This window comes from Rhizobium sp. CF122 (assembly GCF_000282035.1).
Lineage (GTDB): Bacteria > Pseudomonadota > Alphaproteobacteria > Rhizobiales > Rhizobiaceae > Rhizobium.
In genome coordinates, this window is record NZ_AKKA01000022.1 from 1 (window position 1) to 25,842 (window position 25,842).

General features: G+C 59.7%; 24 protein-coding genes and 1 pseudogene. 23 read left to right on the forward strand and 2 right to left on the reverse strand.

Translation table 11 applies throughout. The features are described 5' to 3' along the window. Positions 1-342 precede the first annotated feature (342 nt). From PMI09_RS05345 to PMI09_RS05455, 23 genes are all read left to right on the forward strand, one after another. Complete coding sequence (locus PMI09_RS05345; RefSeq protein WP_007789653.1) at positions 343-708, forward strand: NADH-quinone oxidoreductase subunit A; 366 nt, start codon at positions 343-345, stop codon at positions 706-708. Continuing rightward, positions 699-1,283 carry a NuoB/complex I 20 kDa subunit family protein gene (locus tag PMI09_RS05350; protein ID WP_007789655.1) on the forward strand — a complete coding sequence of 195 codons (585 nt, stop codon included), beginning with the start codon at positions 699-701 and terminating at the stop codon, positions 1,281-1,283. The genes PMI09_RS05345 and PMI09_RS05350 overlap by 10 nt, the downstream gene beginning before the upstream one ends. Before the next feature lie 15 nt (positions 1,284-1,298). Further along, positions 1,299-1,901, forward strand: coding sequence for an NADH-quinone oxidoreductase subunit C (locus tag PMI09_RS05355; RefSeq protein WP_007789656.1), 603 nt, complete (start codon positions 1,299-1,301; stop codon positions 1,899-1,901). Between the two features lie 72 nt (positions 1,902-1,973). Next, positions 1,974-3,164, forward strand: coding sequence for an NADH-quinone oxidoreductase subunit D (locus PMI09_RS05360; protein ID WP_007789658.1), 1,191 nt, complete (start codon positions 1,974-1,976; stop codon positions 3,162-3,164). Further along, positions 3,164-3,436 carry a hypothetical protein gene (locus PMI09_RS05365; RefSeq protein WP_007789660.1) on the forward strand — a complete coding sequence of 91 codons (273 nt, stop codon included), beginning with the start codon at positions 3,164-3,166 and terminating at the stop codon, positions 3,434-3,436. Before PMI09_RS05360 ends, PMI09_RS05365 begins: the two co-directional genes overlap by 1 nt. A 16-nt stretch (positions 3,437-3,452) precedes the next feature. After that, positions 3,453-4,589: an NADH-quinone oxidoreductase subunit E gene (locus tag PMI09_RS05370; protein WP_007789662.1), complete on the forward strand. Its 1,137-nt coding sequence runs from the start codon at positions 3,453-3,455 to the stop codon at positions 4,587-4,589. Between the two features lie 11 nt (positions 4,590-4,600). Next, positions 4,601-5,905 (forward strand): NADH-quinone oxidoreductase subunit NuoF, encoded by a 1,305-nt coding sequence (gene nuoF, locus PMI09_RS05375; RefSeq protein WP_007789664.1) that lies wholly within the window; start codon positions 4,601-4,603, stop codon positions 5,903-5,905. Between the two features lie 5 nt (positions 5,906-5,910). Beyond that, positions 5,911-6,543 carry a 5' DNA nuclease gene (locus PMI09_RS05380; protein WP_007789666.1) on the forward strand — a complete coding sequence of 211 codons (633 nt, stop codon included), beginning with the start codon at positions 5,911-5,913 and terminating at the stop codon, positions 6,541-6,543. A 217-nt stretch (positions 6,544-6,760) separates the two neighbouring features. Then, positions 6,761-8,842: an NADH-quinone oxidoreductase subunit NuoG gene (nuoG, locus tag PMI09_RS05385; RefSeq protein WP_007789667.1), complete on the forward strand. Its 2,082-nt coding sequence runs from the start codon at positions 6,761-6,763 to the stop codon at positions 8,840-8,842. 12 nt (positions 8,843-8,854) lie between these two features. Then, a complete protein-coding gene (gene nuoH, locus PMI09_RS05390; protein WP_007789669.1) occupies positions 8,855-9,898 on the forward strand; it encodes an NADH-quinone oxidoreductase subunit NuoH in 1,044 nt (347 codons plus the stop codon). Between the two features lie 40 nt (positions 9,899-9,938). After that, the gene (gene nuoI / locus PMI09_RS05395; protein ID WP_007789671.1) at positions 9,939-10,430 is read left to right on the forward strand and encodes an NADH-quinone oxidoreductase subunit NuoI; all 492 of its coding nucleotides are present in this window, start codon (positions 9,939-9,941) and stop codon (positions 10,428-10,430) included. Positions 10,431-10,571: 141 nt separating this feature from the next. Further along, the gene (locus PMI09_RS05400; RefSeq protein ID WP_007789673.1) at positions 10,572-11,186 is read left to right on the forward strand and encodes an NADH-quinone oxidoreductase subunit J; all 615 of its coding nucleotides are present in this window, start codon (positions 10,572-10,574) and stop codon (positions 11,184-11,186) included. 29 nt (positions 11,187-11,215) lie between these two features. Continuing rightward, the gene (gene nuoK / locus PMI09_RS05405) at positions 11,216-11,524 is read left to right on the forward strand and encodes an NADH-quinone oxidoreductase subunit NuoK (RefSeq protein WP_007531803.1); all 309 of its coding nucleotides are present in this window, start codon (positions 11,216-11,218) and stop codon (positions 11,522-11,524) included. A gap of 6 nt (positions 11,525-11,530) precedes the next feature. Further along, positions 11,531-13,531: an NADH-quinone oxidoreductase subunit L gene (gene nuoL, locus PMI09_RS05410; protein ID WP_007789675.1), complete on the forward strand. Its 2,001-nt coding sequence runs from the start codon at positions 11,531-11,533 to the stop codon at positions 13,529-13,531. After that, positions 13,531-15,042 carry an NADH-quinone oxidoreductase subunit M gene (locus PMI09_RS05415; protein ID WP_007789678.1) on the forward strand — a complete coding sequence of 504 codons (1,512 nt, stop codon included), beginning with the start codon at positions 13,531-13,533 and terminating at the stop codon, positions 15,040-15,042. Before nuoL ends, PMI09_RS05415 begins: the two co-directional genes overlap by 1 nt. Positions 15,043-15,060: 18 nt before the next feature. Beyond that, on the forward strand, positions 15,061-16,506 hold the full coding sequence (gene nuoN, locus PMI09_RS05420; RefSeq protein WP_007789681.1) for an NADH-quinone oxidoreductase subunit NuoN: 1,446 nt from the start codon (positions 15,061-15,063) through the stop codon (positions 16,504-16,506). Continuing rightward, positions 16,506-17,270: a biotin--[acetyl-CoA-carboxylase] ligase gene (locus PMI09_RS05425; protein ID WP_007789682.1), complete on the forward strand. Its 765-nt coding sequence runs from the start codon at positions 16,506-16,508 to the stop codon at positions 17,268-17,270. The genes nuoN and PMI09_RS05425 overlap by 1 nt, the downstream gene beginning before the upstream one ends. 17 nt (positions 17,271-17,287) lie before the next feature. Then, positions 17,288-18,958 (forward strand): ribonuclease J, encoded by a 1,671-nt coding sequence (locus PMI09_RS05430; protein WP_007789692.1) that lies wholly within the window; start codon positions 17,288-17,290, stop codon positions 18,956-18,958. Positions 18,959-18,961: 3 nt separating this feature from the next. Further along, complete coding sequence (mce, locus tag PMI09_RS05435) at positions 18,962-19,366, forward strand: methylmalonyl-CoA epimerase (RefSeq protein WP_007789693.1); 405 nt, start codon at positions 18,962-18,964, stop codon at positions 19,364-19,366. Positions 19,367-19,499: 133 nt separating this feature from the next. Then, positions 19,500-19,781 (forward strand): DUF1467 family protein, encoded by a 282-nt coding sequence (locus PMI09_RS05440; protein WP_007789695.1) that lies wholly within the window; start codon positions 19,500-19,502, stop codon positions 19,779-19,781. Between the two features lie 575 nt (positions 19,782-20,356). Then, positions 20,357-21,679: a proline--tRNA ligase gene (gene proS / locus PMI09_RS05445; RefSeq protein ID WP_007789697.1), complete on the forward strand. Its 1,323-nt coding sequence runs from the start codon at positions 20,357-20,359 to the stop codon at positions 21,677-21,679. 16 nt (positions 21,680-21,695) lie between these two features. Further along, positions 21,696-23,006 carry a lipoprotein-releasing ABC transporter permease subunit gene (locus PMI09_RS05450; protein ID WP_007789700.1) on the forward strand — a complete coding sequence of 437 codons (1,311 nt, stop codon included), beginning with the start codon at positions 21,696-21,698 and terminating at the stop codon, positions 23,004-23,006. 14 nt (positions 23,007-23,020) lie between these two features. Beyond that, positions 23,021-23,704, forward strand: coding sequence for an ABC transporter ATP-binding protein (locus tag PMI09_RS05455; protein ID WP_007789702.1), 684 nt, complete (start codon positions 23,021-23,023; stop codon positions 23,702-23,704). 184 nt (positions 23,705-23,888) lie between these two features. On the opposite strand, the pseudogene PMI09_RS05460 reads toward PMI09_RS05455, so the two are convergent. Next, positions 23,889-25,209 (reverse strand): annotated as a pseudogene (locus tag PMI09_RS05460) (ISNCY family transposase). 142 nt (positions 25,210-25,351) lie between these two features. Then, the gene (locus PMI09_RS05465; protein ID WP_007789707.1) at positions 25,352-25,816 is read right to left on the reverse strand and encodes a DUF5680 domain-containing protein; all 465 of its coding nucleotides are present in this window, start codon (positions 25,814-25,816) and stop codon (positions 25,352-25,354) included. Between the last annotated feature and the right edge of the window lie 26 nt (positions 25,817-25,842).

Here is a 25,842-nt window from a genome sequence, read left to right on the forward strand (position 1 = left end):
AGCCCCGTCACTCGCGCCATTTTCTTCTCTCCTTCGATAATATTGTGTCCCGGGCGAGCGTCGGTTTTCGCTGTTCTCTCTTGGTTTGGACTTTCTCCTTTGTTGCGAGCCATGCAATATCCGACGGGCTGACATGCAGTCTGAATCAACTAGTGTGGATTTGTCGCGACATCATTGCATCTGCTTGATAATGTCGCGCCTCGACAGTCGAATTGGTGCTCTAAAAGTCTTGCGCCCTGGCGCTGGCTGCGCTAACGACGGCTCTGTTGCAACGCACGTTCGCTTGCCGGGCAATTGCCCACTGGTGCCTTCCTGGCGCAGCCGCAAGCAGGGATGAACCTGATGACTGGACTGCTCAGTTCCTATATTCCGATCGCTATTTTTATTGGTATCGCCCTTGTAATCGGCCTGGCGCTTCTGATCGCGCCGTTTGCCGTTGCCTTCAAGGCGCCTGATTCGGAAAAGCTTTCGGCTTTCGAGTGCGGCTTCAATGCATTCGACGACGCTCGCATGAAGTTCGATATCCGTTTTTATCTGGTGTCGATCCTCTTCATCATCTTCGACCTCGAAGTCGCCTTCCTCTTTCCGTGGGCTGTTTCGTTCGGCGCGATCGGCTGGTTTGGTTTCTGGTCCATGATGGTCTTCCTCGCTGTGCTGACCATCGGCTTTATTTATGAATGGAAAAAGGGAGCCCTGGAATGGGAGTAGCCCAAAGCGATAAGGCGCTCGTCGCGCCGCACCCGAAAGGCGTCATCGACCCGGCAACGGGCAAGCCGATCGGCAGCGACAGCGCCTTCTTCGGCGAAATCAACGATGAACTGGCCGATAAGGGCTTTCTCGTTACCTCGACCCGCGATCTCATCACCTGGGCCCGTACGGGCTCGCTGATGTGGATGCAATTCGGTCTTGCCTGCTGCGCAGTCGAAGGCCTGATGCAGGTCTCCGGTCCGCGTTACGACATGGAGCGCTTCGGTGTCGCTCCGCGCGCGTCGCCGCGCCAGTCTGACGTCATGATCGTTGCCGGCACGCTGACCAACAAGATGGCGCCGGCGCTCCGTAAGGTCTATGACCAAATGCCTGAGCCGCGCTATGTTATCTCTATGGGGTCCTGCGCCAACGGCGGCGGTTACTATCACTATTCCTATTCGGTCGTGCGTGGTTGCGACCGTGTCGTTCCTGTCGATATCTACGTGCCGGGCTGTCCCCCCACGGCAGAAGCGCTGCTCTACGGGGTGCTGCTTCTGCAGAAGAAGATCCGTCGAACCGGAACGATCGAGCGCTAAGGGCGGAGGACTGTCATGACTGAAGCCTTGAGCGAACTGTCTTCGTATCTCCGCGAGATGAGGGGCGATCTCTTTGTCGATGCAGCCATCAGCTACGATGAGCTTAACGTGACTGCGACGCCGGAAACGATTCTGGCGCTGCTGACGTTCCTGCGCGACGATGCGCGCTGCGGTTTCATCAGCATGATCGATATCTGCGGTGTCGACTGGCCGCAGCGCGAAAAGCGCTTCGACGTCGTATATCACCTGCTGTCGCCGAAGCAGAACCTGCGCATCCGCATCAAGGTCGCCGTGGCTGACGGCGAGTCGGTGCCGTCGGCAACCGGCGTTTACAAGGGTGCCGAGTGGTTCGAGCGCGAAGCCTGGGACATGTACGGCATTCCCTTCTCCGGTCATGCTGACTTGCGCCGTCTTCTCACCGACTACGGTTTCGAGGGGCACCCGCTGCGCAAGGACTTCCCGACAACCGGTTACGTCGAGGTGCGTTATGACGATGCTGCCAAGCGCGTTGTCTACGAACCCGTCGAGCTGAAGCAGGAATTCCGCAATTTCGACTTCATGTCCCCTTGGGAAGGCACCGAATACGTGCTGCCGGGAGACGAGAAGGCGGCGAAGTGAAGATGAGCTCGGATTTCTTGAAGCCTCTCTGTTCGCCGTCTCATGCCAATTGCCAGCGCGGAGCGCGTCGCTATGACTGAACATAACGTTCGCAATTTTACGATCAATTTCGGACCGGAGCATCCGTCCGCGCACGGTGTTCTGCGCCTCGTGCTTGAACTCGACGGTGAAATCATCGAGCGCGTCGATCCGCATATCGGCCTTCTGCATCGCGGGACCGAAAAGCTGATCGAGACGAAGACCTACCTGCAGGCCGTTCCCTATTTCGATCGTCTCGACTACGTCGCGCCGATGAACCAGGAACACGCTTTCGCGCTCGCCGTCGAAAAGATGCTGAAGCTCGAGATTCCGATTCGTGGCCAGCTGATCCGTGTTCTCTACTCGGAAATCGGCAGAATTCTGTCGCACATCATGAACGTGACGACGCAGGCGATGGACGTCGGCGCGATGACGCCGCCGGTCTGGGGCTTCGAAGAGCGCGAAAAGCTCATGGTGTTTTACGAGCGCGCCTGCGGCGCCCGTATGCACTCTGCCTACTTCCGTCCGGGCGGCGTCCACCAGGACATTCCGCCGGAACTGGTCGAGGACATCGGCAAGTGGTGCGATCCGTTCCTGAAAATCCTCGATGATATCGAAGGGCTTCTGACCGACAACCGCATCTTCAAGCAGCGTAACGTCGATATCGGCGTTGTGTCGCTGGCGGATGCGTGGTCGTGGGGATTTTCGGGCGTGATGGTGCGCGGTTCGGGCGCTGCCTGGGACCTGCGCCGCTCGCAGCCCTATGAGTGCTACAACGATATGGAATTCGACATTCCGATCGGTAAGAACGGCGACTGCTACGATCGCTACCTGATCCGCATGATCGAAATGCGCCAGTCGGTTCGTATCATGAAGCAGTGCGTCGAGCGCCTTATGGGAAGTGCGAAGACCGGTCCGGTCTCGTCGATCGACGGCAAGGTCGTTCCGCCGAAGCGCGGCGAGATGAAGCGTTCGATGGAAGCGCTCATCCACCACTTCAAGCTCTATACGGAAGGCTATCATGTGCCGGCCGGCGAAGTTTACGCGGCGGTCGAAGCGCCGAAGGGCGAATTCGGCGTCTACGTGGTCGCCGATGGCAGCAACAAGCCGTACCGCTGCAAGATTCGTGCACCGGGCTATGCGCACCTGCAGGCGATGGACTTCCTCTGCAAGGGGCACATGCTCGCTGACGTGACAGCCGTGCTCGGCTCGCTCGATATCGTGTTCGGTGAGGTAGACCGCTGATGAAGCTGTTGCCGCTTGTCGCTATCGTTCTTTTCGCTGCTTTCGGGGCCTTCGCCCAGGAAGTCGGCGGAATGGGGCCGAAGCTGGGCCAGGACGAGGTGCAGCCACCGGCGGCAAAGGCCTCTCTGGGTGAGCTCTTGTCCAAGGGCTATGAGATCAAGGCCGCCGTTCCGAACGGCGGCAAGTTCGTTGTGTTTTTGCAAAAAAACCAGTCGGCCTACGCGTGCGAGATGAAGTCTCTGACGGCATCGCAGTGTGGGACCATAAACTGACAAGGCGTGAGGAAGAATGTCCGTTCGTCGATTAGCCGAAGATCAATTCCAGCCTGCCGCGTTCGCCTTCAATGACGAGAACGCTGCCTGGGCGGAAAAGACGATCAAGAAATATCCTGAAGGCCGTCAGCAATCGGCGGTCATTCCGCTGCTGATGCGGGCGCAGGAACAGGATGGTTGGGTCACGCGCGCCGCGATCGAACAGATCGCCGACATGCTCGACATGGCCTATATCCGTGTTCTCGAGGTCGCGACCTTCTACACGCAATTCCAGCTGAACCCGGTCGGCACGCGCGCCCATATCCAGGTCTGCGGGACGACGCCTTGCATGCTGCGCGGCTCGGAAAGCCTGATGGCGGTCTGCAAGAGCAAGATCCATCATCATCCCTTTGAGCGGAACGCCGAGGGTACGCTTTCCTGGGAAGAAGTCGAATGTCTCGGGGCCTGCGTCAACGCTCCGATGGTCATGATCGGCAAGGATACTTATGAAGATCTGACGCCTGAGCGCCTTGAAGAGATCATCGACGCGTTTGAGGTCGGCAATGGCGCAAGCATCGAGGTTGGTCCGCAAATCGATCGTCACTTCTCCTCGCCGGAAGGCGGCCCGACGACGCTGCTGAGCGAAGAGCCGAAGGCAAAGAAGGCTTCTGCCAAGAAGACCGTCGCGGAAGCTGTGACTGCAACGGTCGATGCAGCACCGGTCCCGCCGTCCGAAGCTGCGCGTGCAAAGAGCACCGACGCCGAGACGAATGCTGCGCTGAAGACGCCGGCGACTGCCCCGAAGGCCGCCGCGAAGAACGTCAAGGCTGTTGAAGAGCAGCCGGCCCCCGCCACGGCTGCGCAGGTCGAGCATGCCGCAAAGCCCTCGCTCAGCGACAAGAACCGCCCCGCCGGCATCGAAAAGCCCGCGACGCCTGACGATCTGAAGATGATCTCCGGCGTCGGCCCGAAGATCGAAGCGACCCTGCATGAGATCGGAATCTTCACCTTCGCGCAGGTCGCGGGATGGAAGAAGGCCGAACGCGAATGGGTTGACGGCTACCTGAATTTCAAGGGCCGTATCGAGCGCGACGATTGGGTCAAGCAGGCCAAGGCGCTCGCCAAGGGCGGCGAAGCGGAATATATCAAGGTTTTCGGTAAGAAGCCGCGGTAAGAAGGTGAAGCATGTTACAAGATAAAGACCGCATCTTTACCAACATCTACGGCCTTAAGGACAAGTCCCTGAAGGGCGCGATGAGCCGCGGCCACTGGGACGGCACAAAGCAGATCCTCGAAAAGGGTCGCGACTGGATCATCAACGAGATGAAGGCCTCGGGGCTTCGCGGACGTGGCGGCGCGGGCTTCCCGACCGGTCTCAAGTGGTCCTTCATGCCGAAGGAAAGCGACGGACGCCCGCATTATCTCGTCGTCAATGCTGATGAGTCGGAGCCCGGTACCTGCAAAGACCGCGATATCATGCGCCACGATCCGCATACGCTGATCGAAGGCTGCGTCATCGCAAGCTTCGCCATGGGTGCGAACGCCGCCTACATCTACGTCCGCGGTGAATACATCCGGGAGCGCGAAGCGCTGCAGGCTGCTATCGACGAATGCTATGACTACGGTCTGCTCGGCAAGAGCAACAAGCTCGGCTACCCCATTGACATCTACGTCCATCATGGTGCTGGCGCGTATATTTGCGGCGAAGAGACGGCATTGCTCGAAAGCCTCGAGGGCAAGAAGGGCCAGCCGCGCCTGAAGCCGCCGTTCCCGGCGAACATGGGTCTCTATGGCTGCCCGACGACCGTGAACAACGTTGAGTCGATCGCCGTTGCTCCGACCATCCTGCGTCGTGGTGCGGGCTGGTTCTCCTCGATTGGTCGTCCGAACAACGTCGGCACCAAGCTTTTCATGCTTTCCGGTCACGTCAACAAGCCGTGCACGGTCGAAGAAGAAATGGGCATCACCTTCCGTGAACTCGTGGATCGTCACGCTGGTGGTATTCGCGGCGGCTGGGACAACCTGCTCGCCGTCATCCCGGGCGGCGCATCGTGCCCAATCGTCCCGGCCAAGGACATTATCGACTGCCCGATGGATTTCGACGGCCTTCGCGCTGTCGGCTCGTCCTTCGGTACGGCTGCCGCGATCGTCATGGACAAGTCCACCGACGTCGTCAAGGCGATCGCTCGCATCTCGGCCTTCTTCAAGCATGAGAGCTGCGGCCAGTGCACGCCGTGCCGCGAAGGCACCGGCTGGATGTGGCGTGTGATGGAGCGCATGGCCAAGGGCAATGCCCAGAAGCGCGAAATCGACATGCTGTTCCAGGTCACCAAGCAAATCGAAGGTCACACTATCTGTGCGCTCGGTGATGCTGCTGCATGGCCGGTGCAGGGTCTGATCCGGAACTTCCGTCACGAGATCGAAGCGCGTATCGACCAGTATACGGCAAGCGCGCTGGATCACGGGGCGGTTCTTGAGGCTGCAGAGTAAGGGCGATGACGACGAAGGCGTCCGACAGCATGAAGAAGGAAGGAGCGGCTGATTTCTCGGCCGACTTCGGTCGTCTTGCTGCCGAGATGCTGGAAAACGCTCGCGCGCTGCCCGTGCCGCCGGTGATGGTCAACCCCGCTGCGGCAATGGCTGCGGCGACGGCGATCGGTTTCGGCTTTTCGACACAGATGGCCGGCGCGTTTTTCGGAGCCTTGCAGGGTGCGCTCGATGCAACGAGCAAGCTGGCGGCAGTACTTGACGAAACGCCGCCCGATGAAGGCAAGCCTGAGGTCGAGATCCGGCCGGAGAATGTTCACCCCACGCCTGCTAAGGCAACCGCCAACGTCAAGCTTTCGGTTGTTCCGGCTCGGCAACCGGACGTAAAGCCCGAGGTGGTTACAAAGCCCGCATCGCGTGCCCGAAAGGCTGACGATCTGAAGCAGATTTCTGGCGTCGGCCCGAAGATCGAGCAGGTCTTGAACGCCAAGGGTATTCGCAGCTTCACCGCCATCGCTGGCTGGTCTCACGAGGACGTGGCACGTATTGACGCGGAGCTCGGCTTTGATGGGCGCATTGCGCGTGACGGCTGGATAGCGCAGGCAAAGGCGCTCGCCGCCAAGGGGCGCAAACGAAAGTAAGTTTTTCGGCCGGAACGGCCGGAGCAAGGTCAAGGCTGAAGAGTGAAGGGCAGGGGCCCGAAACCGCAGAGGCCAAGCTGATCCCGGATCTCGGGGTGAGCAGAGAATTTGAGCGACACCGATGCCAACGGGATAAGAATCCGGCCTGGCAGCGAAACTGTTGCAAAGTGGGTTTGTTTGCCGCCATCCGGCAAACGGAAAACAGGACTGAGTGACGATGGCAAAACTGAAGATTGACGGCAACGAGATCGAAGTTCCGGATCATTTCACGCTGCTGCAGGCGTGTGAGGAAGCCGGTGCTGAAGTTCCGCGCTTCTGCTTCCATGAGCGCCTTTCGGTTGCCGGCAACTGCCGTATGTGCCTCGTTGAGGTAAAGGGCGGCCCGCCGAAGCCGCAGGCATCCTGCGCCATGGGCGTGCGCGATATCCGCGGCGGTCCGAACGGCGAGCTTCCGGAGGTCTTCACCAACACGCCGATGGTCAAGAAGGCCCGCGAAGGCGTGATGGAATTCCTGCTGATCAACCATCCGCTGGATTGCCCTATCTGCGACCAGGGCGGCGAATGCGACCTGCAGGACCAGGCGATGGCCTTCGGCATCGACAGCTCGCGCTATCAGGAAGACAAGCGCGCCGTCGAAGACAAATATATCGGACCGCTCGTCAAGACGGTCATGAACCGCTGCATTCACTGCACGCGCTGCGTTCGCTTCACGACCGAGGTGGCCGGCATCTCCGAACTCGGCCTGATCGGCCGCGGCGAGGACGCCGAAATCACCACCTACCTCGAGCAGGCGATGACCTCCGAGCTGCAGGGCAACGTCGTTGACCTCTGCCCGGTCGGCGCGCTGACCTCGAAGCCGTTCGCCTTCACGGCGCGTCCGTGGGAGTTGAGCAAGACCGAAACGATCGACGTCATGGACGCGCTCGGTTCCGCCATCCGTGTCGACACGCGCGGCCGCGAAGTCATGCGCGTGATGCCGCGCGTTAACGACCAGATCAATGAAGAGTGGATTTCCGACAAGAGCCGCTTCATCTGGGACGGCCTGAAGACGCAGCGCCTCGACCGCCCATACGTCCGCAAGGATGGTCGATTGCAGGCAGCGACCTGGGGCGAAGCCTTCGGTGCGATCAAGGCTGCCGTGGCCGCGACCAGCGGCGAAAAGGTCGGCGCGATTGCCGGCGACCTCGCATCCGTCGAAGAAATGTACGCTTTGTCGGAGCTGGTGAAGTCACTCGGTTCCGAGAATCTCGACTGTCGTCAGGATGGGACGGCACTTGATCCGTCGCTCGGGCGTGCAAGCTACGTCTTCAACCCGACAATCGAGGGCATCGAACAGGCGGACGCGCTGCTGATCATCGGCGCCAACCCACGCTTCGAAGCGGCCGTGCTCAACGCCCGCATCCGCAAGCGCTGGCGTCGCGGCAACTTCCCGATCGGCTTGATCGGCGAAGCCGGCGAACTGCGCTATGACTATGAATATCTCGGCGCTGGCCCGGATACGCTGAAGGATCTCGTCGACGGCAACCATGCCTTCACGAAGGTTCTGACGGATGCCAAGCAGCCGATGATCATTATCGGCCAGGGCGCTCTGTCGCGCACCGATGGCGCTGGCGTTCTCGCAACTGCAGCTAAGCTTGCCGGCACCGTCGGCGCGGTTGTCGAAGGCTGGAACGGATTTGCAGTCCTCCATACTGCTGCGTCGCGTGTCGGCGGCCTCGACCTCGGCTTCGTTCCGGGCGCAAAGGGCGTCAACGCTGCAGAGATGCTGGCGTCGATGGACGTTCTCTTCCTGCTCGGCGCCGACGAGCTTGATTTCGCCGCCAAGAAGGCAAAGCTGACGGTCTACATCGGCTCGCACGGCGACAACGGCGCCCATCATGCCGACGTCATCCTGCCGGCTGCTGCCTACACCGAAAAGTCTGGCACCTGGGTCAACACCGAGGGTCGTGTTCAGATGGGTAATCGCGCAGGCTTCGCGCCGGGCGACGCCCGCGAAGACTGGGCAATCCTGCGTGCGCTTTCCGACGTGCTCGGCAAGAAGCTTCCGTTTGATTCGCTTGGCGAATTGCGTGCAAAGCTCTATGCGGCATTCCCGCATTTCGCAGCGCTCGACGAGATCGCTGAAAGCGACAGCGCCAAAATTGCCGCAGTTGCGAAAAAAGCCGGCAAGATGAACAAATCCGGGTTTGCGTCGCCGGTCAAAGACTTCTATTTGACGAACCCGATCGCGCGCGCTTCGGCAGTGATGGCCGAGTGCTCGGCATTGGCCCGCAATAACTTCAAAGTCGCGGCAGAGTAAGGGCAGGGGACTATGGAATCGTTTGTTTCAACTTATGTCTTGCCCGGCCTCCTTATGGTCGGTCAGTCGCTTCTTCTCCTGGTTTGCCTGCTCGTCTTTATCGCCTACATCCTGTTGGCCGACCGCAAAGTCTGGGCGGCAGTGCAGCTCCGCCGCGGTCCGAACGTGGTGGGCCCGTGGGGCCTTTTCCAGTCCTTCGCCGATCTTTTGAAGTTCGTCTTCAAGGAGCCGGTCATTCCTGCCGGCGCCAACAAGGCGGTCTTCCTGCTGGCGCCGCTCGTGACCGTGCTTCTGGCGCTGTCGACCTGGGCCGTCGTGCCGCTGGCAGATGGCTGGGTCATCGCCAACATCAACGTCGGCATCCTGTACATCTTCGCGATCTCGTCGCTTGAAGTGTACGGCATCATCATGGGCGGCTGGGCTTCGAACTCGAAGTACCCGTTCCTCGGTGCACTGCGTTCCGCCGCGCAGATGGTGTCCTACGAAGTCTCGATCGGCTTCGTTATCGTCACCGTGCTGCTCTGCGTTGGTTCGCTGAATCTGACGGATATCGTCCATGCCCAGCAGGCCGGCCTCGGCACGCGTCTCGGTCTGCCGTCGTCGTTCCTCGACTGGCATTGGCTGGCGCTATTCCCGATGTTCATCATCTTCTTCATTTCGGCGCTTGCCGAAACGAACCGCCCGCCTTTCGACCTTCCGGAAGCAGAATCGGAACTCGTCGCCGGCTTCATGGTCGAATACGGCTCCTCGCTCTACATGATGTTCATGCTCGGCGAATATGCGGCCATCGTTCTGATGTGCTCACTGACGACGATCCTGTTCCTCGGAGGCTGGCTGCCGCCGGTCGACGTGTGGTTCGTGAACTGGGTTCCGGGCGTAATCTGGTTCACGCTTAAGTCGTGCCTGGTGTTCTTTATGTTCGCGATGGTCAAGGCATTCGTGCCGCGCTATCGCTACGACCAGCTGATGCGCCTCGGCTGGAAGGTCTTCCTTCCGCTGTCGCTTGCCATGGTCGTTATCGTTGCATTCGTGCTGAAGCTGACGGGTTGGGCATGATCATGCCGGCCCTCGTTTCAAGCAATATTGGAGGTTGAAGATGGCAGGCTTGTCCAACGCTGTCAGCTCGCTGTTCCTGAAGGAATTCGTCAGTGCGTTCTGGCTGACCTTCCGGTACATTTTTAAGCAGAAGGCAACAATCAACTACCCGTTCGAAAAGGGGCCGGTCAGCCCGCGCTTCCGCGGCGAACACGCACTGCGTCGCTATCCCAACGGTGAAGAGCGCTGCATCGCCTGCAAGCTCTGCGAGGCGATCTGTCCTGCCCAGGCGATCACCATCGAAGCTGGCCCACGCCGCAACGATGGCACGCGCCGCACGGTTCGTTACGACATCGACATGGTCAAGTGCATCTACTGTGGCTTCTGCCAGGAAGCGTGCCCGGTCGATGCGATCGTCGAAGGTCCGAATTTCGAATTTGCAACGGAAACCCGCGAAGAACTCTACTTCGACAAGGCGAGGCTTCTGGAGAACGGCGACCGTTGGGAGCGCGAAATCGCGCGCAACATCGCGCTGGACGCACCGTACCGTTGATCGAAATTGAAATGCCGGAGTGCCGCCCGTTGCGTGGCTTCCGGTCAACATGCACCGAGGCTTTGCCGGATCCCGTCCCGCGAAGCTTCATCGGGCAGGGAAACTCCCGGCTGCCCGGGGGAAGATGAAAAAGGCACCAACATGGGTCTGCAGGCTCTATTTTTCTATCTTTTCGCCTTTGTCGCGGTAGCGTCGGCGTTCATGGTCATTTGGTCGAAGAATCCGGTACATTCGGTTCTCTTCCTGATCCTGGTTTTCTTCAACGCGGCCGGCCTCTTCCTGCTGCTTGGCGCCGAGTTCCTGGCGATGATCCTGCTCGTCGTTTACGTCGGTGCCGTGGCGGTTCTCTTCCTCTTCGTGGTCATGATGCTCGACATCGACTTCACGGAGCTGCGCGCCGGCGTTCTCGAATACGCGCCGATCGGTGCGATCATCGGGTTGATCCTGGCGGCTGAGCTCATCGTTGTCGTCGGCGGCACGGTCATTTCGCCGGAGATCGCCAAGACGGTCGCGATGCCGATCCCGGCTCTGACCGAGCGCACCAACACCGCCGCACTCGGCGACGTTCTCTATACGAATTACGTCTACTTCTTCCAGATCGCTGGTCTCGTGCTGCTCGTCGCTATGATTGGTGCAATCGTGCTGACGCTGAAGCATCGCACACACATCAAGCGGCAGAACATTGCCAGACAGGTTGCCCGCAATCCGGCGACCGCCGTTGAGGTGGTCAAAGTCAAGCCGGGGCAGGGCGTTTGAGGCAGGCGCGAGCTTAAGGAACAAACACAATGGTCATCGGACTTTCCCATTACCTGACGGTCAGCGCCATCCTCTTCACGCTCGGCGTCTTCGGCATCTTCCTTAACCGGAAGAACATCATCGTCATCCTGATGTCGATCGAGCTCATCCTGCTTGCGGTCAACATCAACATGGTCGCCTTCTCGTCATTCCTCAACGACATCGTCGGCCAGGTTTTTGCACTGTTCATTTTGACCGTTGCTGCTGCTGAAGCGGCCATCGGTCTTGCAATTCTCGTCGTCTTCTACCGCAACCGCGGCTCGATCGGCGTCGAAGACGTCAATATGATGAAGGGCTGAGGGCTCATGTTTTTATATAAAGCTATCGTCTTTCTTCCCCTGATTGGCGCGATCATCGCCGGCCTCTTCGGCCGCGCGATCGGCGCCAAGGCATCGGAATACGTTACCTGCGGTTTGATGATCATCGCCGCCGTTCTCTCGTGGTACGTTTTCATTACGGTCGGCATGGGCCACCACGAAGGTGGTCCGATCAAGGTCGAGGTCCTGCGCTGGATCCAGTCCGGCGGCGTTGACGTTTCCTGGTCGCTGCGCATCGATACGCTGACCTCGGTCATGCTGATCGTCGTCAACACGGTCTCGACGCTGGTACACGTCTATTCGATCGGATACATGCATCATGATCCGCATCGTCCGCGCTTCTTTGCCTACCTCTCGCTCTTTACCTTCGCCATGCTCATGCTGGTGACCGCCGACAACCTGGCCCAGATGTTCTTCGGCTGGGAAGGCGTTGGTCTGGCTTCGTACCTGCTCATCGGCTTCTGGTTCAAGAAGCCGTCGGCAAACGCCGCTGCGATCAAGGCCTTCATTGTCAACCGCGTTGGCGACTTTGGCTTCATCCTTGGTATTTCCAGCCTGTTCGTTCTCTTCGGCGCGATCAATCTCGATACCATCTTCGCCAACGCTGCGAGCTTTGCTCCGGCCGAAGCCGGCGGCGAGGGCGGCGAAATCGTTCTCAACCTCTTCGGCATGCACCTGGACAAGGCACAAGCGCTGACCGGCGCCTGCCTGCTGCTCTTCATGGGCGCAATGGGTAAGTCGGCACAGTTCCTGCTGCATACTTGGCTGCCCGATGCAATGGAAGGCCCGACGCCGGTGTCGGCACTTATCCATGCCGCAACCATGGTTACCGCAGGTGTCTTCCTTGTCGCCCGCATGTCGCCGCTGTTCGAGCTTTCGCCAGATGCGCTTGTGTTCGTAACGACGATCGGTGCCATCACGGCCTTCTTCGCCGCGACTGTCGGCCTCGTGCAGAACGACATCAAGCGCGTCATCGCTTATTCGACCTGCTCGCAACTCGGCTACATGTTCGTCGCGCTCGGCGTTGGCGCTTATGGCGCGGCCATCTTCCACCTCTTTACGCACGCCTTCTTCAAGGCTCTGCTGTTCCTTGGTGCCGGCTCGGTGATCCACGCCGTCGATGGCGAGCAGGACATGCGTTACATGGGCGGTCTGCGCAAGCACATCCCCGTCACTTTCTGGATGATGACGATCGGCACGCTGGCGCTGACCGGCGTCGGCATCCCGTTCACCCCGATCGGCTTTGCGGGCTTCTTCTCCAAGGACGTGATCATCGAGGCGGCTTACGCGTCGCATTCGCCGGTCGCAGGCTTTGCCTTCACGCTTCTGGTCATCGCAGCTCTCTTCACCAGCTTCTATTCCTGGCGTCTGGCGTTCCTGACCTTCTTCGGTCAGCCGCGCGCTTCGCACGAAGTCATGCACCACGTTCATGAATCTCCGCAAGTCATGCTGGTTCCGCTCTACCTTCTTGCTGCCGGCGCGGTTCTTGCCGGTGTCCTTTTCGAAGGCCGTTTCTACGGCGAGGAATACGCTGAGTTCTGGAAGGGTGCGCTCTTCACCTCCGAGCACAATGAACTGCTGGAAGAATTCCACCACGTTCCAGCGTGGGTCGGCCTCAGCCCCTTTATCGCCATGCTTGTTGGCTTCGTCACCGCTTGGTACATGTACATCAAGTCGCCGTCGACGCCGCGCGTCCTCGCCAAGCAGCATCGGGTTTTGTACCAGTTCCTCTTGAACAAGTGGTACTTCGACGAACTTTACGACTTCTTGTTCGTACGCTCGGCAAAGGCGCTCGGCCGCTTCTTGTGGCAAAAGGGTGACGTCGGCGTCATCGACACCTACGGCCCGAACGGCATCGCTGCCCGCGTCGTCGATGTCACCAACCGCGTCGTGCGCTTGCAGACTGGTTACCTCTATCACTACGCGTTCGCCATGCTGATCGGCGTTGCGGCGCTTGTTACCTGGATGATGCTCGGGAGTTCCTTCTGATGACCGATTGGCCTATTCTTTCAACGGTCACCTTCCTGCCGCTCGTCGGCGTGGTGCTCCTACTGCTGATGAATGAAAACGGTCCGAGTGGCCGCCGCAACGTCCTCAACATCTCGTTGATTACGACGGTCGCGACGTTCGTCCTTTCGCTCTTCCTCTGGATCGGTTTCGACAATGCGAACCCGGGCTTCCAGATGATCGAGAAGCATGGCTGGCTGGGCACCGGCATCAGCTATCATCTCGGCGTTGACGGGATCTCGATGCTCTTCGTGATCCTGACGACCTTCCTCATGCCTTTCTGCGTGCTGGCGAGCTGGCTGTCGATCGAGAAGCGCCTGAAGGACTACATGATCGCTTTCCTGATCCTGGAAGTGATGATGGTCGGCGTCTTCGTTTCGCTTGATATCGTTCTCTTCTACGTCTTCTTCGAAGCCGGCCTCATTCCGATGTTCCTCATCATCGGTGTCTGGGGCGGCAAGGATCGCGTCTACGCCAGCTACAAGTTCTTCCTCTACACGCTGCTCGGCTCCGTTCTGATGCTGCTCGCCATTATGGCGATGTACTGGCAGGCCGGCACGACCGATATTCAGGCACTGCTCGCCTACCAGTTCCCGCCACAGATGCAGACCTGGCTCTGGCTTGCCTTCTTCGCGTCCTTCGCGGTGAAGATGCCGATGTGGCCGGTTCACACCTGGCTTCCGGACGCGCACGTTCAGGCGCCGACGGCCGGCTCGGTCATCCTGGCCGGCGTGCTCCTGAAGCTAGGCGGCTACGGCCTGATCCGCTTCTCGCTCGGTATGTTCCCGGTTGCCTCCGAGTTCTTCGCACCGCTCGTCTTTGCGCTGTCTGTGATCGCCATCATCTACACCTCGCTGGTGGCCCTGATGCAGGACGATATGAAGAAACTGATCGCATACTCGTCCGTTGCCCACATGGGTTACGTGACGATGGGTATCTTTGCGGCCAACGCGCAGGGTCTGCAGGGCTCGATCTTCCAGATGCTGTCGCACGGCATCGTCTCGGGCGCTCTCTTCCTTTGCGTCGGCGTCATCTACGACCGAACCCATACCCGCGAGATTGCGGCCTATGGCGGTCTGGTCAACAACATGCCGAAATACGCCGTTGCGATGATGGTCTTCACGATGGCAAACGTCGGCTTGCCGGGCACCTCGGGCTTCATCGGCGAATTCCTGACCCTGATTGGCGTCTTCCGCGTCAACACCTGGGTCGCGCTCTTCGCCGCAACGGGCGTTATCCTCTCCGCTGCCTATGCGCTCTGGCTCTATCGCCGGGTCATCTTCGGCGCGCTGGAAAAGGAAAAGCTGAAGGCGCTGCTCGACCTTTCTCGGCGTGAACAGCTGATCCTCTATCCGCTGATTGCACTGACCATCTTCTTCGGCGTCTATCCGGCTCCGGTCTTCGATGTGACCGCTGCATCGGTTGACCAGCTGATCCATAGCTACACGGCCGCAGTCCAGGCAGCGCACGACGTTGCGCTGTCGATGAAATGATGACGGGACTTTTGGGACATGACCTCTGAAACAATTCTCGCAAGCCTGCATCTTTCCATTCCGGAGTTGATCCTCGCGGTCGGCGCCTTGGTGTTGTTGATGGTCGGCGTCTTCTCGGGAGAGCGCTCCGGCCGTATGGTCAGCGTTCTCGCGCTGATCGTGCTGGCGGCGGCCGCTCTCTGGCTGATCTTCGTTCCGAGTGAAGGCGTTGCTTATGGCGGCGTCTTCCTGTCGGACGGCTTTGGTCGCTTCATGAAGATCACGGCGCTGGTCGGCTCGATGGTGGCGCTCTTCATGTCGCTCGGCCTTGCCGGGGAAAACCAGCTCGACAAGTTCGAGTTTCCGGTGCTGCTCGTGCTCTGCACGCTCGGCATTCTGCTGATGATTTCGGCCAACGACCTCATCTCGCTCTACCTCGGCCTCGAACTGCAGTCGCTGGCAATCTACGTCGTTGCTGCGATCAATCGCGACAGCGTCAGGTCCACGGAAGCCGGTCTGAAGTACTTCGTGCTCGGCGCGCTCTCCTCGGGCATGCTGCTTTACGGCATGTCGCTGGTCTATGGCTTCACCGGCCACACGCAGTTCGCTGCGATTGCTCAGGCATTGACCGTTGACGGCGCGCGTTCGCTCGGCCTCATTTTCGGCCTTGTCTTCATCCTTGCCGGTATCGCCTTCAAGATTTCGGCCGTTCCGTTCCATATGTGGACGCCGGACGTTTATGAAGGTGCGCCGACCCCGGTCACGGCTTTCCTTGCAAGCGCCCCGAAGGTTGCTGCGATGGCGATGATGACCCGCATCGTCATTACCGCCTTCCAGCCGGTTCTGGCCGACTGGCAGCAGGTCGTGGTCTTCATTTCGATCGCCTCCATGCTGCTCGGCTCCTTCGCCGCAATCGGTCAGAGGAACATCAAGCGCCTGATGGCCTATTCGTCGATCGGCCACATGGGCTATGCGCTGGTTGGTCTTGCCTCCGGCACGCAGACCGGTGTCTCGGGTGTCATGCTCTACATGGTCATCTACATGGTCATGACACTCGGCAGCTTTGCGATCATCATGTCGATGCGCCGCAAGGACGGCACGGTTGTCGAGGAGGTCAACGATCTGGCCGGCCTGTCGACCACCAATCCGTTCATGGCGACGGTGCTGACCATCCTGATGTTTTCGCTGGCCGGTATTCCTCCGCTCGCAGGCTTCTTCGCGAAGTACTTCGTGTTTGTCGCTGCAATTGAGGCAAAGCTCTATGCGCTTGCCATCATCGGCATTCTCGCATCGGTCGTCGGCGCGTACTACTATCTCCGCGTCATCAAGCTAATGTGGTTCGATGAAGCCACCGACGAATTTGCACGCGTGTCCGGTTCGCTGCGCCTGGTCTTCGGTGTCTCCGGTCTCTTCGTTCTCGCCTATGTCCTCATCGGCGGTCCGATCGGCGGCGCAGCCGAGCTTGCTGCTGCGACGCTCTTTTGATGAACTCCGAGGCACGGCGCCGGATATCGCTCGACGATTTCAGGCACGAGGCTCTGTCGGAGACATCGTCCACCAACAGCGAATGCCTTGCCCGTGCCCGGGCAGGGGACCGCGGTCTCCTTTGGATCACGGCGGAAAAGCAGACCGGCGGCCGTGGCCGCCGGGGTCGCCCCTGGGTTTCCGAGCGGGGCAATCTCTATGCCTCGCTTCTCCTTATCGATCCGGCGCCCATGGAGCGTCTGGGCTCGCTGCCGCTGGCGATTGCCGTCGCAGTGCATCAGGCCGTGCGCCAGGTGTTGCCGCACACGGCCGAGCGGCTGGAAGTGAAATGGCCGAACGATATCCTGATCGGGCGAAAGAAGACCTGCGGCATTCTCGTCGAGGCCGAAGCCCTGCCTGACGGGCGCCACGCGCTCGTCATCGGCATCGGCATCAATGTCGCTTTCATGCCCGACAACCCGCTTTACCCCGTGACTTGCCTACGCGAGCAGGGGAGCTCTGCTTCCCCTGAAGAGGTTTTCGCGCATCTCTTCGCGTCGATGGCCGAAGTCCTCGAGGCATGGGATCGTGGCCGTGGAGTGCGCGAAATCACCGAACGCTGGCGCCAAGTCGCCTGCGGTATCGGCGAAAAGATAACTGTGAACCTGCCGGACCGGTCGATTTCCGGCCACTTCGCCGGAATTGATGATAATGGCCTGTTGATGCTGGATACTGGCGCAGGCAGGATGATGACGATTGCTGCCGGCGATGTCTTCTTTGGTTGATTGGAAAAAAGAATAATATGGCGAAGCAGGACGAATTGGTATTTCTGCCGTTGGGCGGCGTTGGCGAGATCGGAATGAATCTCGCCCTTTATGGCTACGGCCCGCCGGACCATCGCCAGTGGATCATGGTCGACTGCGGCGTCACCTTCCCCGGACCTGACCTGCCGGGCGTCGATCTTGTGCTGCCCGACATTCGCTATCTCGCGAGCGAGCGGAAGAGCCTGAAGGCGATCTTCATCACCCACGCCCATGAGGACCATTACGGCGCGCTCGCCGATCTATGGCCGGGCCTCAATGTCCCGGTCTATGCCTCGGCCTTTACCGCCGGGCTGCTCGAGGCGAAGCGAAACTTCGAGAAGTCGGCCATCGGTGAGATTCCGGTGACACTGTTTACGGCGGGCGATACCGTCAATGCCGGCCCCTTCAGTGTCGAGGGCGTCGCGGTCAACCATTCCATTCCCGAGCCGATGTCGCTGGTGATCCGCACACCACTCGGCAATGTAATCCATACCGGTGACTGGAAGATCGACCATGAGCCGTCTCTCGGTCCGCTGACGGACGAGACGCGTTTCCGCCAGCTCGGCGATGAAGGCGTCTTGGCGCTGATGTGCGATTCCACCAACGCCCTCCGCGACGGTGTCTCGCCCTCGGAAAAGGACGTCTCGGAGAGCCTGCGCAAGATCATCGAGAATGCCGAGGGTCGCGTCGCGGTGACGACGTTCTCATCGAATGTCGGCCGTATCCGCACAGTAGCCGAGGCGGCGGAGGCTGAAGGCCGCGAAATCCTTCTGCTCGGCAGTTCGCTCAAGCGCGTGGTCGACGTTTCCCGCGATATCGGCCTGATGGAAGGCATCAAGCCGTTCATTTCAGAAGACGAGTACGGCTATATTCCACGCGACAAAGTGGTCGTCATTCTTACGGGAAGCCAGGGTGAGCCACGCGCGGCCCTTGCCAAACTCTCGCGCGACGAGATGCGCAACGTGGCGCTTGCCTCCGGCGATATCGTCGTATTTTCCTCGCGCGCTATTCCCGGCAACGAGAAGGCGATTCAGGATATCAAGAACGGCCTCATCGAGCAGGGTGTCCATGTGATCACCGACAACGAGGCTCTTGTCCACGTTTCCGGACATCCGCGCCGCAACGAGCTGCAGAAGATGTACGAGCTGACGAGGCCGAAGATCGTCGTGCCGGTGCACGGCGAGGCGACGCACCTGACGGCACACAAGGAACTCGCGGAGCAGTCGGGCATCTCGATCGTGCCGCGCGTGCGCAACGGCGACATTCTTCGTCTGGCGCCAGGACCAGTCGAGGTGATCGACGAGGCGCCGCATGGCCGCATCTACAAGGACGGCGCGCTGATCGGCGATTTTGACGAAATGGGCATCGGCGAGCGTAAGAAGCTCTCCTATGTCGGCCACGTCGCCGTCAACGTCGTGATCGACAGCCGCTACGATATCGTCGGCGATCCGGACCTAGTTGCAATCGGCCTGCCTGTCTACGACGACGAGGGCGACGAGATGGAAGACACGCTCTATGATGCTGCAGTTGGTGCCATCGAAAGCATTCCGCGGGCTCGCCGCAAGGATCTCGACCTGCTGCAGGAGTCAGTTCGCCGTGCTATCCGCGCAGCGGCAAACCAGACCTGGGGGAAGAAACCCGTGGTCACAGTCTTTGTTACGAAGGTCTGACGAATGCTCGGCCGGGTCAACCACGTTGCTATCGCCGTTCCCGACCTTGCGGCCGCAACGGCTGCATATCGGGACACACTCGGCGCAACCGTCTCAGCCCCGCAGGCTCTACCGGAACACGGCGTCACCGTCGTCTTCGTCGAGTTGCCGAATACCAAGATTGAACTCCTGCAGCCGTTGGGAACGGAATCGCCAATCGCGGCTTTCCTGGACAAGAACCCGTCCGGCGGAATGCACCATATCTGCTACGAGGTCGGCGATATCCTCGCCGCCCGCGACCAGCTGACCCAACGCGGGGCAAGAGTGCTCGGCAGCGGCGAGCCGAAGATCGGCGCGCATGGCAAGCCGGTGCTCTTCCTGCATCCGAAGGATTTCTTCGGGACCCTGATCGAGCTCGAGCAGGTCTGAGCAAGCCTGCGGCAGAGTGACCGAAATCCCGCAAAAGTTGGGAAGGGGTCTGAACCGGCTTTGAGTTGACGGGTATTTCGGCCTATAAGCACGGCAACTGCGATAACCGCAGAGAGCCTAGCGGGACAATCCGATGCTGCAGATATTTCTACAGGGCTTCGCCGTCTACTTTATCGTGTGGTGGATCACCCTCTTTGCCGTGCTCCCGATCGGCCTGCGCACGCAGGCAGAGGATAACGACGTCGTTCCCGGCACCGTCCCGAGCGCGCCGACCCGGTTCCGGCCTGTCTTTGTCTTCTCGATGACAACGCTCATTTCTGCCATCATCTATGCGCTTTGGTATATTGCTTCGAATTACTTCGGATGGGGCTTCGACGCCCTGCCGCAGATCGGCCCGTCATTTTCGAACGTCTAAGGGCGTTTGCCCAGTTTTTGGGCGGATGCAGATTGCGGCTGTCATACACGTGTCATGAAGTTGCGGCATGGAGGTGCCGTTACGTGATACGGGCATTGCGTAACGGCAGGCGAGCTATTCCAGAATTTTCTTGAGCAGCGAAAAGCCAAAAAAAAACAAGGCTGAAAGCCTTGTTTTAAGTATCGCGTGATCCTTATCCGTTGCCGGGGCTGCGACAAGCGCGCCTAAGATCTGATCCTCCCAAGACTTGACCGCGAAATCGACAGGGATTTGAGCTCCCTGCCTGTTTTGTGGGCTAAAACTAGCTCAAAGATTGGGCTTTGTCATTAGGTTTTTTTGCATTTTTGCTACACTCCAGCAAATTTTTTCTGTTGATAAGAATTTCGTACAAACCATTATAATTCCGCCTTTTTCTTACTTTGTCTGCTTCGCAAGTGCGAACATGCTTTAACGGAAGGCCGCTTGAGCCCGTCGCGGGTTTCTTTCCTTTCGCGAAGCAGTTATGAACGCTGCCAATATTTGTGATCGCCTTCGATTCCGCGACCTGCGGTGTCTCAACAGCTCTGGAATTCGCCATGCGCCTATCTCGCTATTTCATGCCCATCCTCAAGGAAAATCCCAAGGAAGCGGAGATCGTCTCACACCGGCTGATGCTGCGCGCGGGCATGATCCGGCAGCAGTCGCAGGGCATCTATTCCTGGTTGCCGCTCGGCAAGCGCGTCCTGGACAAGGTCAACAACATCATCCGCGAGGAGCAGAACCGCGCCGGCGCGATCGAGCTGTCGATGCCGACGCTGCAGTCTGCTGAGCTATGGCAGGAAAGCGGGCGCTACGACGCCTACGGCAAGGAAATGCTGCGCATCAAGGATCGCCAGGATCGGCCGATGCTGTATGGCCCGACGAACGAGGAAATGGTCACGGATATCTTCCGGTCCTACGTGAAGTCCTACAAGAGCCTGCCGCTCAACCTGTATCACATCCAGTTGAAGTTCCGCGACGAGATCCGTCCGCGCTTCGGCACCATGCGCTCGCGCGAATTCATGATGAAGGACGCTTATTCCTTCGATCTGACGCGCGAAGATGCAGAGCACTCCTACAACAAGATGTTCACCGCCTATCTGCGCACCTTCGACCGCCTCGGCTTACGCGCTATTCCGATGCGCGCCGATACCGGCCCGATTGGCGGCAATCTCAGCCATGAGTTCATCATCCTGGCCGACACCGGCGAGTCCGAAGTGTTCTGCCACAAGGACTTCGTGAACTTTGATATCCCGGCCGAAGATACCGACTTCGAGAGCGTCGAGGGCCTGAAGGCTGTCTTCGACAAGTGGACATCGCTTTATGCAGCCACATCGGAGATGCATGACGAAGCTGCGTTCAACGCGGTTCCCGAAGGCGACCGCCTCTCCGCCCGCGGCATCGAAGTGGGCCACATCTTCTACTTCGGCACCAAGTATTCGGAGCCGATGGGCGCGAAGGTGCAGGGTCCGGATGGCAAGGAACATACTGTCCACATGGGTTCCTACGGGATTGGACCGACGCGCCTTGTTCCCGCCATCATCGAAGCATCGCATGATGAGAACGGAATCATCTGGCCGGCGTCCGTGGCGCCGTTCGATGTGGTCGTAATCAACATGAAGGCCGGTGATGCGGCGTGCGATGCGGCCTGCGAGAAGATCTATGCGGTGCTGTCGAACGCCGGCAAGGATGTCCTCTATGACGATACAGACGATCGCGCCGGGACGAAATTTGCGACCGCCGACCTGATCGGGGTTCCGCTGCAGATCATCGCCGGCCCGCGGGCGGTTGCGAGCGGCGAAGTAGAAGTGAAGGACCGCAAGACGGGCGCCCGTGAAACGATGACCATCGACGCGGCGATCAACAAGCTCTTGGGCTGAGCAGGCGGGAGGCAATATGGCAGATGCAGCGGTGAGCCAGCAGCAGGGTTCCAAATCCGGCTCGGCGCCGGCCAGCCGGCCATTTTCCGCCTTCGAACGGCTTGTGGCGTGGCGCTATCTGCGTGCCCGCCGCAAGGAGGCGTTCATTTCGGTGATCGCCGGCTTTTCTTTCATCGGCATCATGCTCGGTGTCGCCACGCTCATCATCGTCATGGCTGTGATGAACGGATTTCGTACGGAGCTGATCTCCCGCATTCTCGGCATCAACGGGCACATGATCGTTCAGCCCGTCGATACGCCGTTCAACGACTATCCGGCGTTGACCGACAGACTTGCTGCCGTGCCGGGTATAAAATTGGCGCTCCCGCTGGTGGAGGGGCAGACACTGGCGTCGGGGCAGGGCGGAGCAGGGACGGGCGCGCTGGTCCGTGGTATCCGGCCTGAAGACCTGGACAAGGTGAAGACTGTCTCCGGCAACATCAAGTCCGGCGACCTTGTTGGTTTCGCCGCAGGACAAGGCGTACTGATAGGCTCGCGTATGGCCGAGCAGCTCGGCCTCCAGGCTGGAGACAGCATCACGTTGATATCACCGGAGGGTGACATCACGCCGATGGGCGTCAACCCGCGGGTCAAATCCTATAAGGTCTCGGGCATTTTCGAGATCGGCATGTCGGAATACGACGCCACGATCATCTACATGCCGCTCGAGGAAGCACAGCTCTATTTCAATGCCGAGGGGCTGGTTCAATCCATTGAACTCTTCGTCGACAATCCCGACGACATCGACAATATGCGGCCGAAGGTGGAAGCCGCGGCCGGCCGCCAGATTGCGATCACCGACTGGCGCCAACGCAACCAGACCTTCTTTTCGGCCTTGCAGGTCGAGCGCAATGTCATGTTCATGATCCTGACGCTCATCGTTCTCGTTGCTGCGCTGAATATCATTTCCGGCCTCATCATGCTGGTGAAGGACAAGGGCAGCGATATCGCCATCCTGCGCACGATGGGCGCAAGCTCCGGCGCGATCATGCGCATCTTCTTCATGACGGGCGCGGCAATCGGTGTCGTCGGCACGTTGGCCGGCGTTCTGCTCGGCGTCATTGTCTGTATCAATATCGAGAAAATCCGCGAGTTCTTCTCCTGGGTTTCCGGCACGGTGCTGTTTGATCCGCAGCTCTATTTCCTCAGCCAACTGCCGGCAGAAATGAGCCTCAGAGAGACGCTCTCTGTTGTGATTATGGCGCTGACACTGTCCTTCCTCGCCACCATCTTCCCGGCATGGCGAGCCTCCAAGCTCGATCCCGTGCAGGCCCTGCGCTACGAATAAGGAATGCCCTGTTCATGAAACGGAATACCGTTCTCAAGCTTTCCGGTGTCGAGCGCCACTATGGCCAGGGCGAGACGCTGCTCTCGATCCTCAAAGGTGCGGATTTTACGTTGAAAAGCGGCGAAATCGTCGCCCTCGTCGCACCGTCAGGCACGGGAAAATCGACACTGCTGCATGTTGCCGGCCTGCTTGAGCATCCCGATGGCGGCGAGGTGACGATTAATGGCCATGCCTGCGACGGCTTGTCGGACGACAAGCGCACCATGATCCGCCGCAACGAAATCGGCTTCGTCTATCAGTTCCATCATCTACTGCCGGAATTCTCCGCGATCGAGAACATCATGATGCCGCAGATGATCGCTGGCCTGCCGCGCAAGGAAGCGAAGGAGCGGGCCGGCCAGCTGCTCGACTACATGCGGATCGGCCATCGCGGTACCCATCGCCCCGGGGAGCTTTCCGGTGGCGAGCAGCAGCGCGTCGCGATTGCCCGCGCCGTCGCCAATGCGCCGAGTCTGCTGCTGGCGGACGAACCGACGGGAAATCTTGATCCGGAAACCGCGAGCTATGTTTTCGATGCCTTGGAAGCGCTGGTGCGCCAATCGGGCTTGGCAGCGCTGATTGCGACCCACAACCACGAACTCGCCGCCCGTATGGATCGTCGTGTGACGATCGTCGACGGCAAGGTGGTGGATTTCTAGCTAGTGCCCGTCCATAAACGTCTGTTTGTCTGGAGTTTTCAAGGTTGCTTGTCGACTGAAGCGTGTTTTTGGACGCGTGATGGCACAAGACCATGCAGGTTATGGCCCGAAGAGCGATCTGGCGGCAAAGGGGTATCGGCCGACGCCCGCCGGGCGTGCTCTGAACGCTGCCGGATGAGGAGCGTCAGGCCGGCCTGAGGCGGGCGAACAGGGCGAGATTGCAAGCGACCACCGAGGACCAGACATAAGCCTTGAAGTGATCGAGCCCACGCCAGGTGCAGCGTCCCAAGCCATAAGCGCGTTTCAGGCAAGAGATGCCGGCCTCGATGCCGGCGCGGAAGTTGCGCAGCTTGCGATAGACCCAGCGGCTGCTGACCATGTCTTCGATGCTGAGGCCGCGCTTCTTGTGGAAGGCCATGTCGCGGATGCCGCGGGCTTTGGCTCCACTCAGATTTTCGCGGCTGGCATAGCCGCCGTCGGCCGCGACCTGACGCGGCGGCTCGCCGTAAAAAGCGACGTGGCGTTCCAGCATCGGCAAGAAGCGCTCGCTGTCGGTAGGGTTGCCCGCTTCGATGACGAGGTCGAGGATCAGCCCGCTTCTGCCGGTGGTCAGATTGAGTTTGTGGCCGTAATCGACGTCGCGGCTGCCCTTGACGATGATGTCGGCATGCGGCTCGAACAGGCTCACCAGCTTCTCGCCGGCCGGGACCGGCTTCCCGGCCAGGACCCGCCGCTCGGTCTGGGCGATGATCCGCTCGATCAGCGGCTTATAGTGGCAGACTTGCGCCTGCCAGAGTTCAACCGCCGGGCCCGCCGCCAGGGGCAACTGTTCACTCGCCTGCTGCAGATAACTCAAGGTTGTCCGCGTGATCTTGAGCAGTGTGCGGTAGTGCTTGATCCGTTTCGGGCGGCCGCGGGAATATTCGATCGCCCGAGCCTGCTTCTTTGCCGCGCGGCGGTGGTCGCGCCATGGGATGGCACGACCCTGTGCATCGGCCTGCTGCAACAGCCGCACCATCACCCGGACAGCGTCCCATAACAGGCTGCTGTCGCTCGGCTCGTGGATCAGTGCGGCCGTGACGGGGCTGTCCACACGCACGACCTTGCCACTTTCCAGCCCTCTCCTGCCGGGCGCTCGCCAGTAGCACCCGGTTTATCTTTTCAAAGGTTTGCGCCCGGATCGCGCAGATCGTCTTGTGCAAGGCCGACTTCTTCGGATTCCACCCCCACGGCAGCCGGGCAAAGGCCCGAAACGAGGCGCAGTCTTCGAGATGGAAGGCCAGTTCCTGATAACTCAACTGGCGATGCTGGTTGAGGCACAGCCTCGGCCGGCAGCCCCTCGCGACCGGTCTCCTTGAGACCATGCCGGCGCAGGTCCCGCGACACCAGCCCGAGCAGATTGCGATGCTCATCCAGCCGTTGCGACATCGCCTTCAGTTCACGACCGATCTGGTGTTCGCGAAAAGATCGAATACACTGGCTTGGACCGTGCGTTCTTGGCGCATTGTCGGCTCCGGCGGTTACGGGTTTGTCTTTAGAATCAGTAGCTTGATCTAAAGTATACCTGAAACCGCCGGGCTTTGCCCGCGCAGATATCACGATTCATCTAATAATTTCAGCAGTTTACCGTTTATGGACGGGCGCTAGCTAGGGGTGGATGAGCCCACCTTGATAATCGAGTTCGTAAGCCCGGCGCTCGTTCACTACGATTACTTCGCGGCCGCTGAAATGGCTGCAGTCGCCGGTGCTTTGATCGGCATAGAAACCGAAGGCATGCTCGAATTCCATGCCGCCGAGAAAGCGTCGGTATTCGGCATACATTTTCGACAGCGCAGCCTTGATGACGGTCCCCGCTCGTTCTCCGTCGATCAGCGAATGCTCAACGATGCGGCCGAAATAGTTCATCGCCCAGATCGGTTCGCTGTCCAGCCACACCACTTCCTGCCCCGCGAAATCCGTTCCGCCGAAGTAGCTGTCGAGATAGCGCCACGGGCCGCGCTGATAGCCGATGTCATGCGATCCCGTCCGGCAGGCAGACGAAGGAATTCCACCGCCGACATAGGTATTGGCCTTGGCCTCGACGATAAAGCGGTTCAATTCGGCGATATCCATATCTTTGCCCTCCCGCTCGGCAGCCT

Excerpts from the sequence above, each read along its gene's own strand:
- PMI09_RS05360 (WP_007789658.1), top strand. The coding sequence starts at position 1,974 with ATGACTGAACATAACGTTCGCAATTTTACGATCAATTTCGGACCGGAG.
- mce (WP_007789693.1), top strand. The coding sequence starts at position 18,962 with ATGCTCGGCCGGGTCAACCACGTTGCTATCGCCGTTCCCGACCTTGCG.
- PMI09_RS05465 (WP_007789707.1), bottom strand. The coding sequence starts at position 25,816 with ATGGATATCGCCGAATTGAACCGCTTTATCGTCGAGGCCAAGGCCAAT.
- nuoG (WP_007789667.1), top strand. The coding sequence starts at position 6,761 with ATGGCAAAACTGAAGATTGACGGCAACGAGATCGAAGTTCCGGATCAT.
- proS (WP_007789697.1), top strand. The coding sequence starts at position 20,357 with ATGCGCCTATCTCGCTATTTCATGCCCATCCTCAAGGAAAATCCCAAG.
- PMI09_RS05355 (WP_007789656.1), top strand. The coding sequence starts at position 1,299 with ATGACTGAAGCCTTGAGCGAACTGTCTTCGTATCTCCGCGAGATGAGG.
- PMI09_RS05400 (WP_007789673.1), top strand. The coding sequence starts at position 10,572 with ATGGGTCTGCAGGCTCTATTTTTCTATCTTTTCGCCTTTGTCGCGGTA.
- nuoL (WP_007789675.1), top strand. The coding sequence starts at position 11,531 with ATGTTTTTATATAAAGCTATCGTCTTTCTTCCCCTGATTGGCGCGATC.
- PMI09_RS05415 (WP_007789678.1), top strand. The coding sequence starts at position 13,531 with ATGACCGATTGGCCTATTCTTTCAACGGTCACCTTCCTGCCGCTCGTC.
- PMI09_RS05350 (WP_007789655.1), top strand. The coding sequence starts at position 699 with ATGGGAGTAGCCCAAAGCGATAAGGCGCTCGTCGCGCCGCACCCGAAA.
- nuoI (WP_007789671.1), top strand. The coding sequence starts at position 9,939 with ATGGCAGGCTTGTCCAACGCTGTCAGCTCGCTGTTCCTGAAGGAATTC.
- PMI09_RS05370 (WP_007789662.1), top strand. The coding sequence starts at position 3,453 with ATGTCCGTTCGTCGATTAGCCGAAGATCAATTCCAGCCTGCCGCGTTC.
- nuoH (WP_007789669.1), top strand. The coding sequence starts at position 8,855 with ATGGAATCGTTTGTTTCAACTTATGTCTTGCCCGGCCTCCTTATGGTC.
- PMI09_RS05425 (WP_007789682.1), top strand. The coding sequence starts at position 16,506 with ATGAACTCCGAGGCACGGCGCCGGATATCGCTCGACGATTTCAGGCAC.
- nuoK (WP_007531803.1), top strand. The coding sequence starts at position 11,216 with ATGGTCATCGGACTTTCCCATTACCTGACGGTCAGCGCCATCCTCTTC.
- PMI09_RS05345 (WP_007789653.1), top strand. The coding sequence starts at position 343 with ATGACTGGACTGCTCAGTTCCTATATTCCGATCGCTATTTTTATTGGT.
- nuoN (WP_007789681.1), top strand. The coding sequence starts at position 15,061 with ATGACCTCTGAAACAATTCTCGCAAGCCTGCATCTTTCCATTCCGGAG.
- PMI09_RS05455 (WP_007789702.1), top strand. The coding sequence starts at position 23,021 with ATGAAACGGAATACCGTTCTCAAGCTTTCCGGTGTCGAGCGCCACTAT.
- PMI09_RS05450 (WP_007789700.1), top strand. The coding sequence starts at position 21,696 with ATGGCAGATGCAGCGGTGAGCCAGCAGCAGGGTTCCAAATCCGGCTCG.
- nuoF (WP_007789664.1), top strand. The coding sequence starts at position 4,601 with ATGTTACAAGATAAAGACCGCATCTTTACCAACATCTACGGCCTTAAG.
- PMI09_RS05380 (WP_007789666.1), top strand. The coding sequence starts at position 5,911 with ATGACGACGAAGGCGTCCGACAGCATGAAGAAGGAAGGAGCGGCTGAT.
- PMI09_RS05365 (WP_007789660.1), top strand. The coding sequence starts at position 3,164 with ATGAAGCTGTTGCCGCTTGTCGCTATCGTTCTTTTCGCTGCTTTCGGG.
- PMI09_RS05440 (WP_007789695.1), top strand. The coding sequence starts at position 19,500 with ATGCTGCAGATATTTCTACAGGGCTTCGCCGTCTACTTTATCGTGTGG.
- PMI09_RS05430 (WP_007789692.1), top strand. The coding sequence starts at position 17,288 with ATGGCGAAGCAGGACGAATTGGTATTTCTGCCGTTGGGCGGCGTTGGC.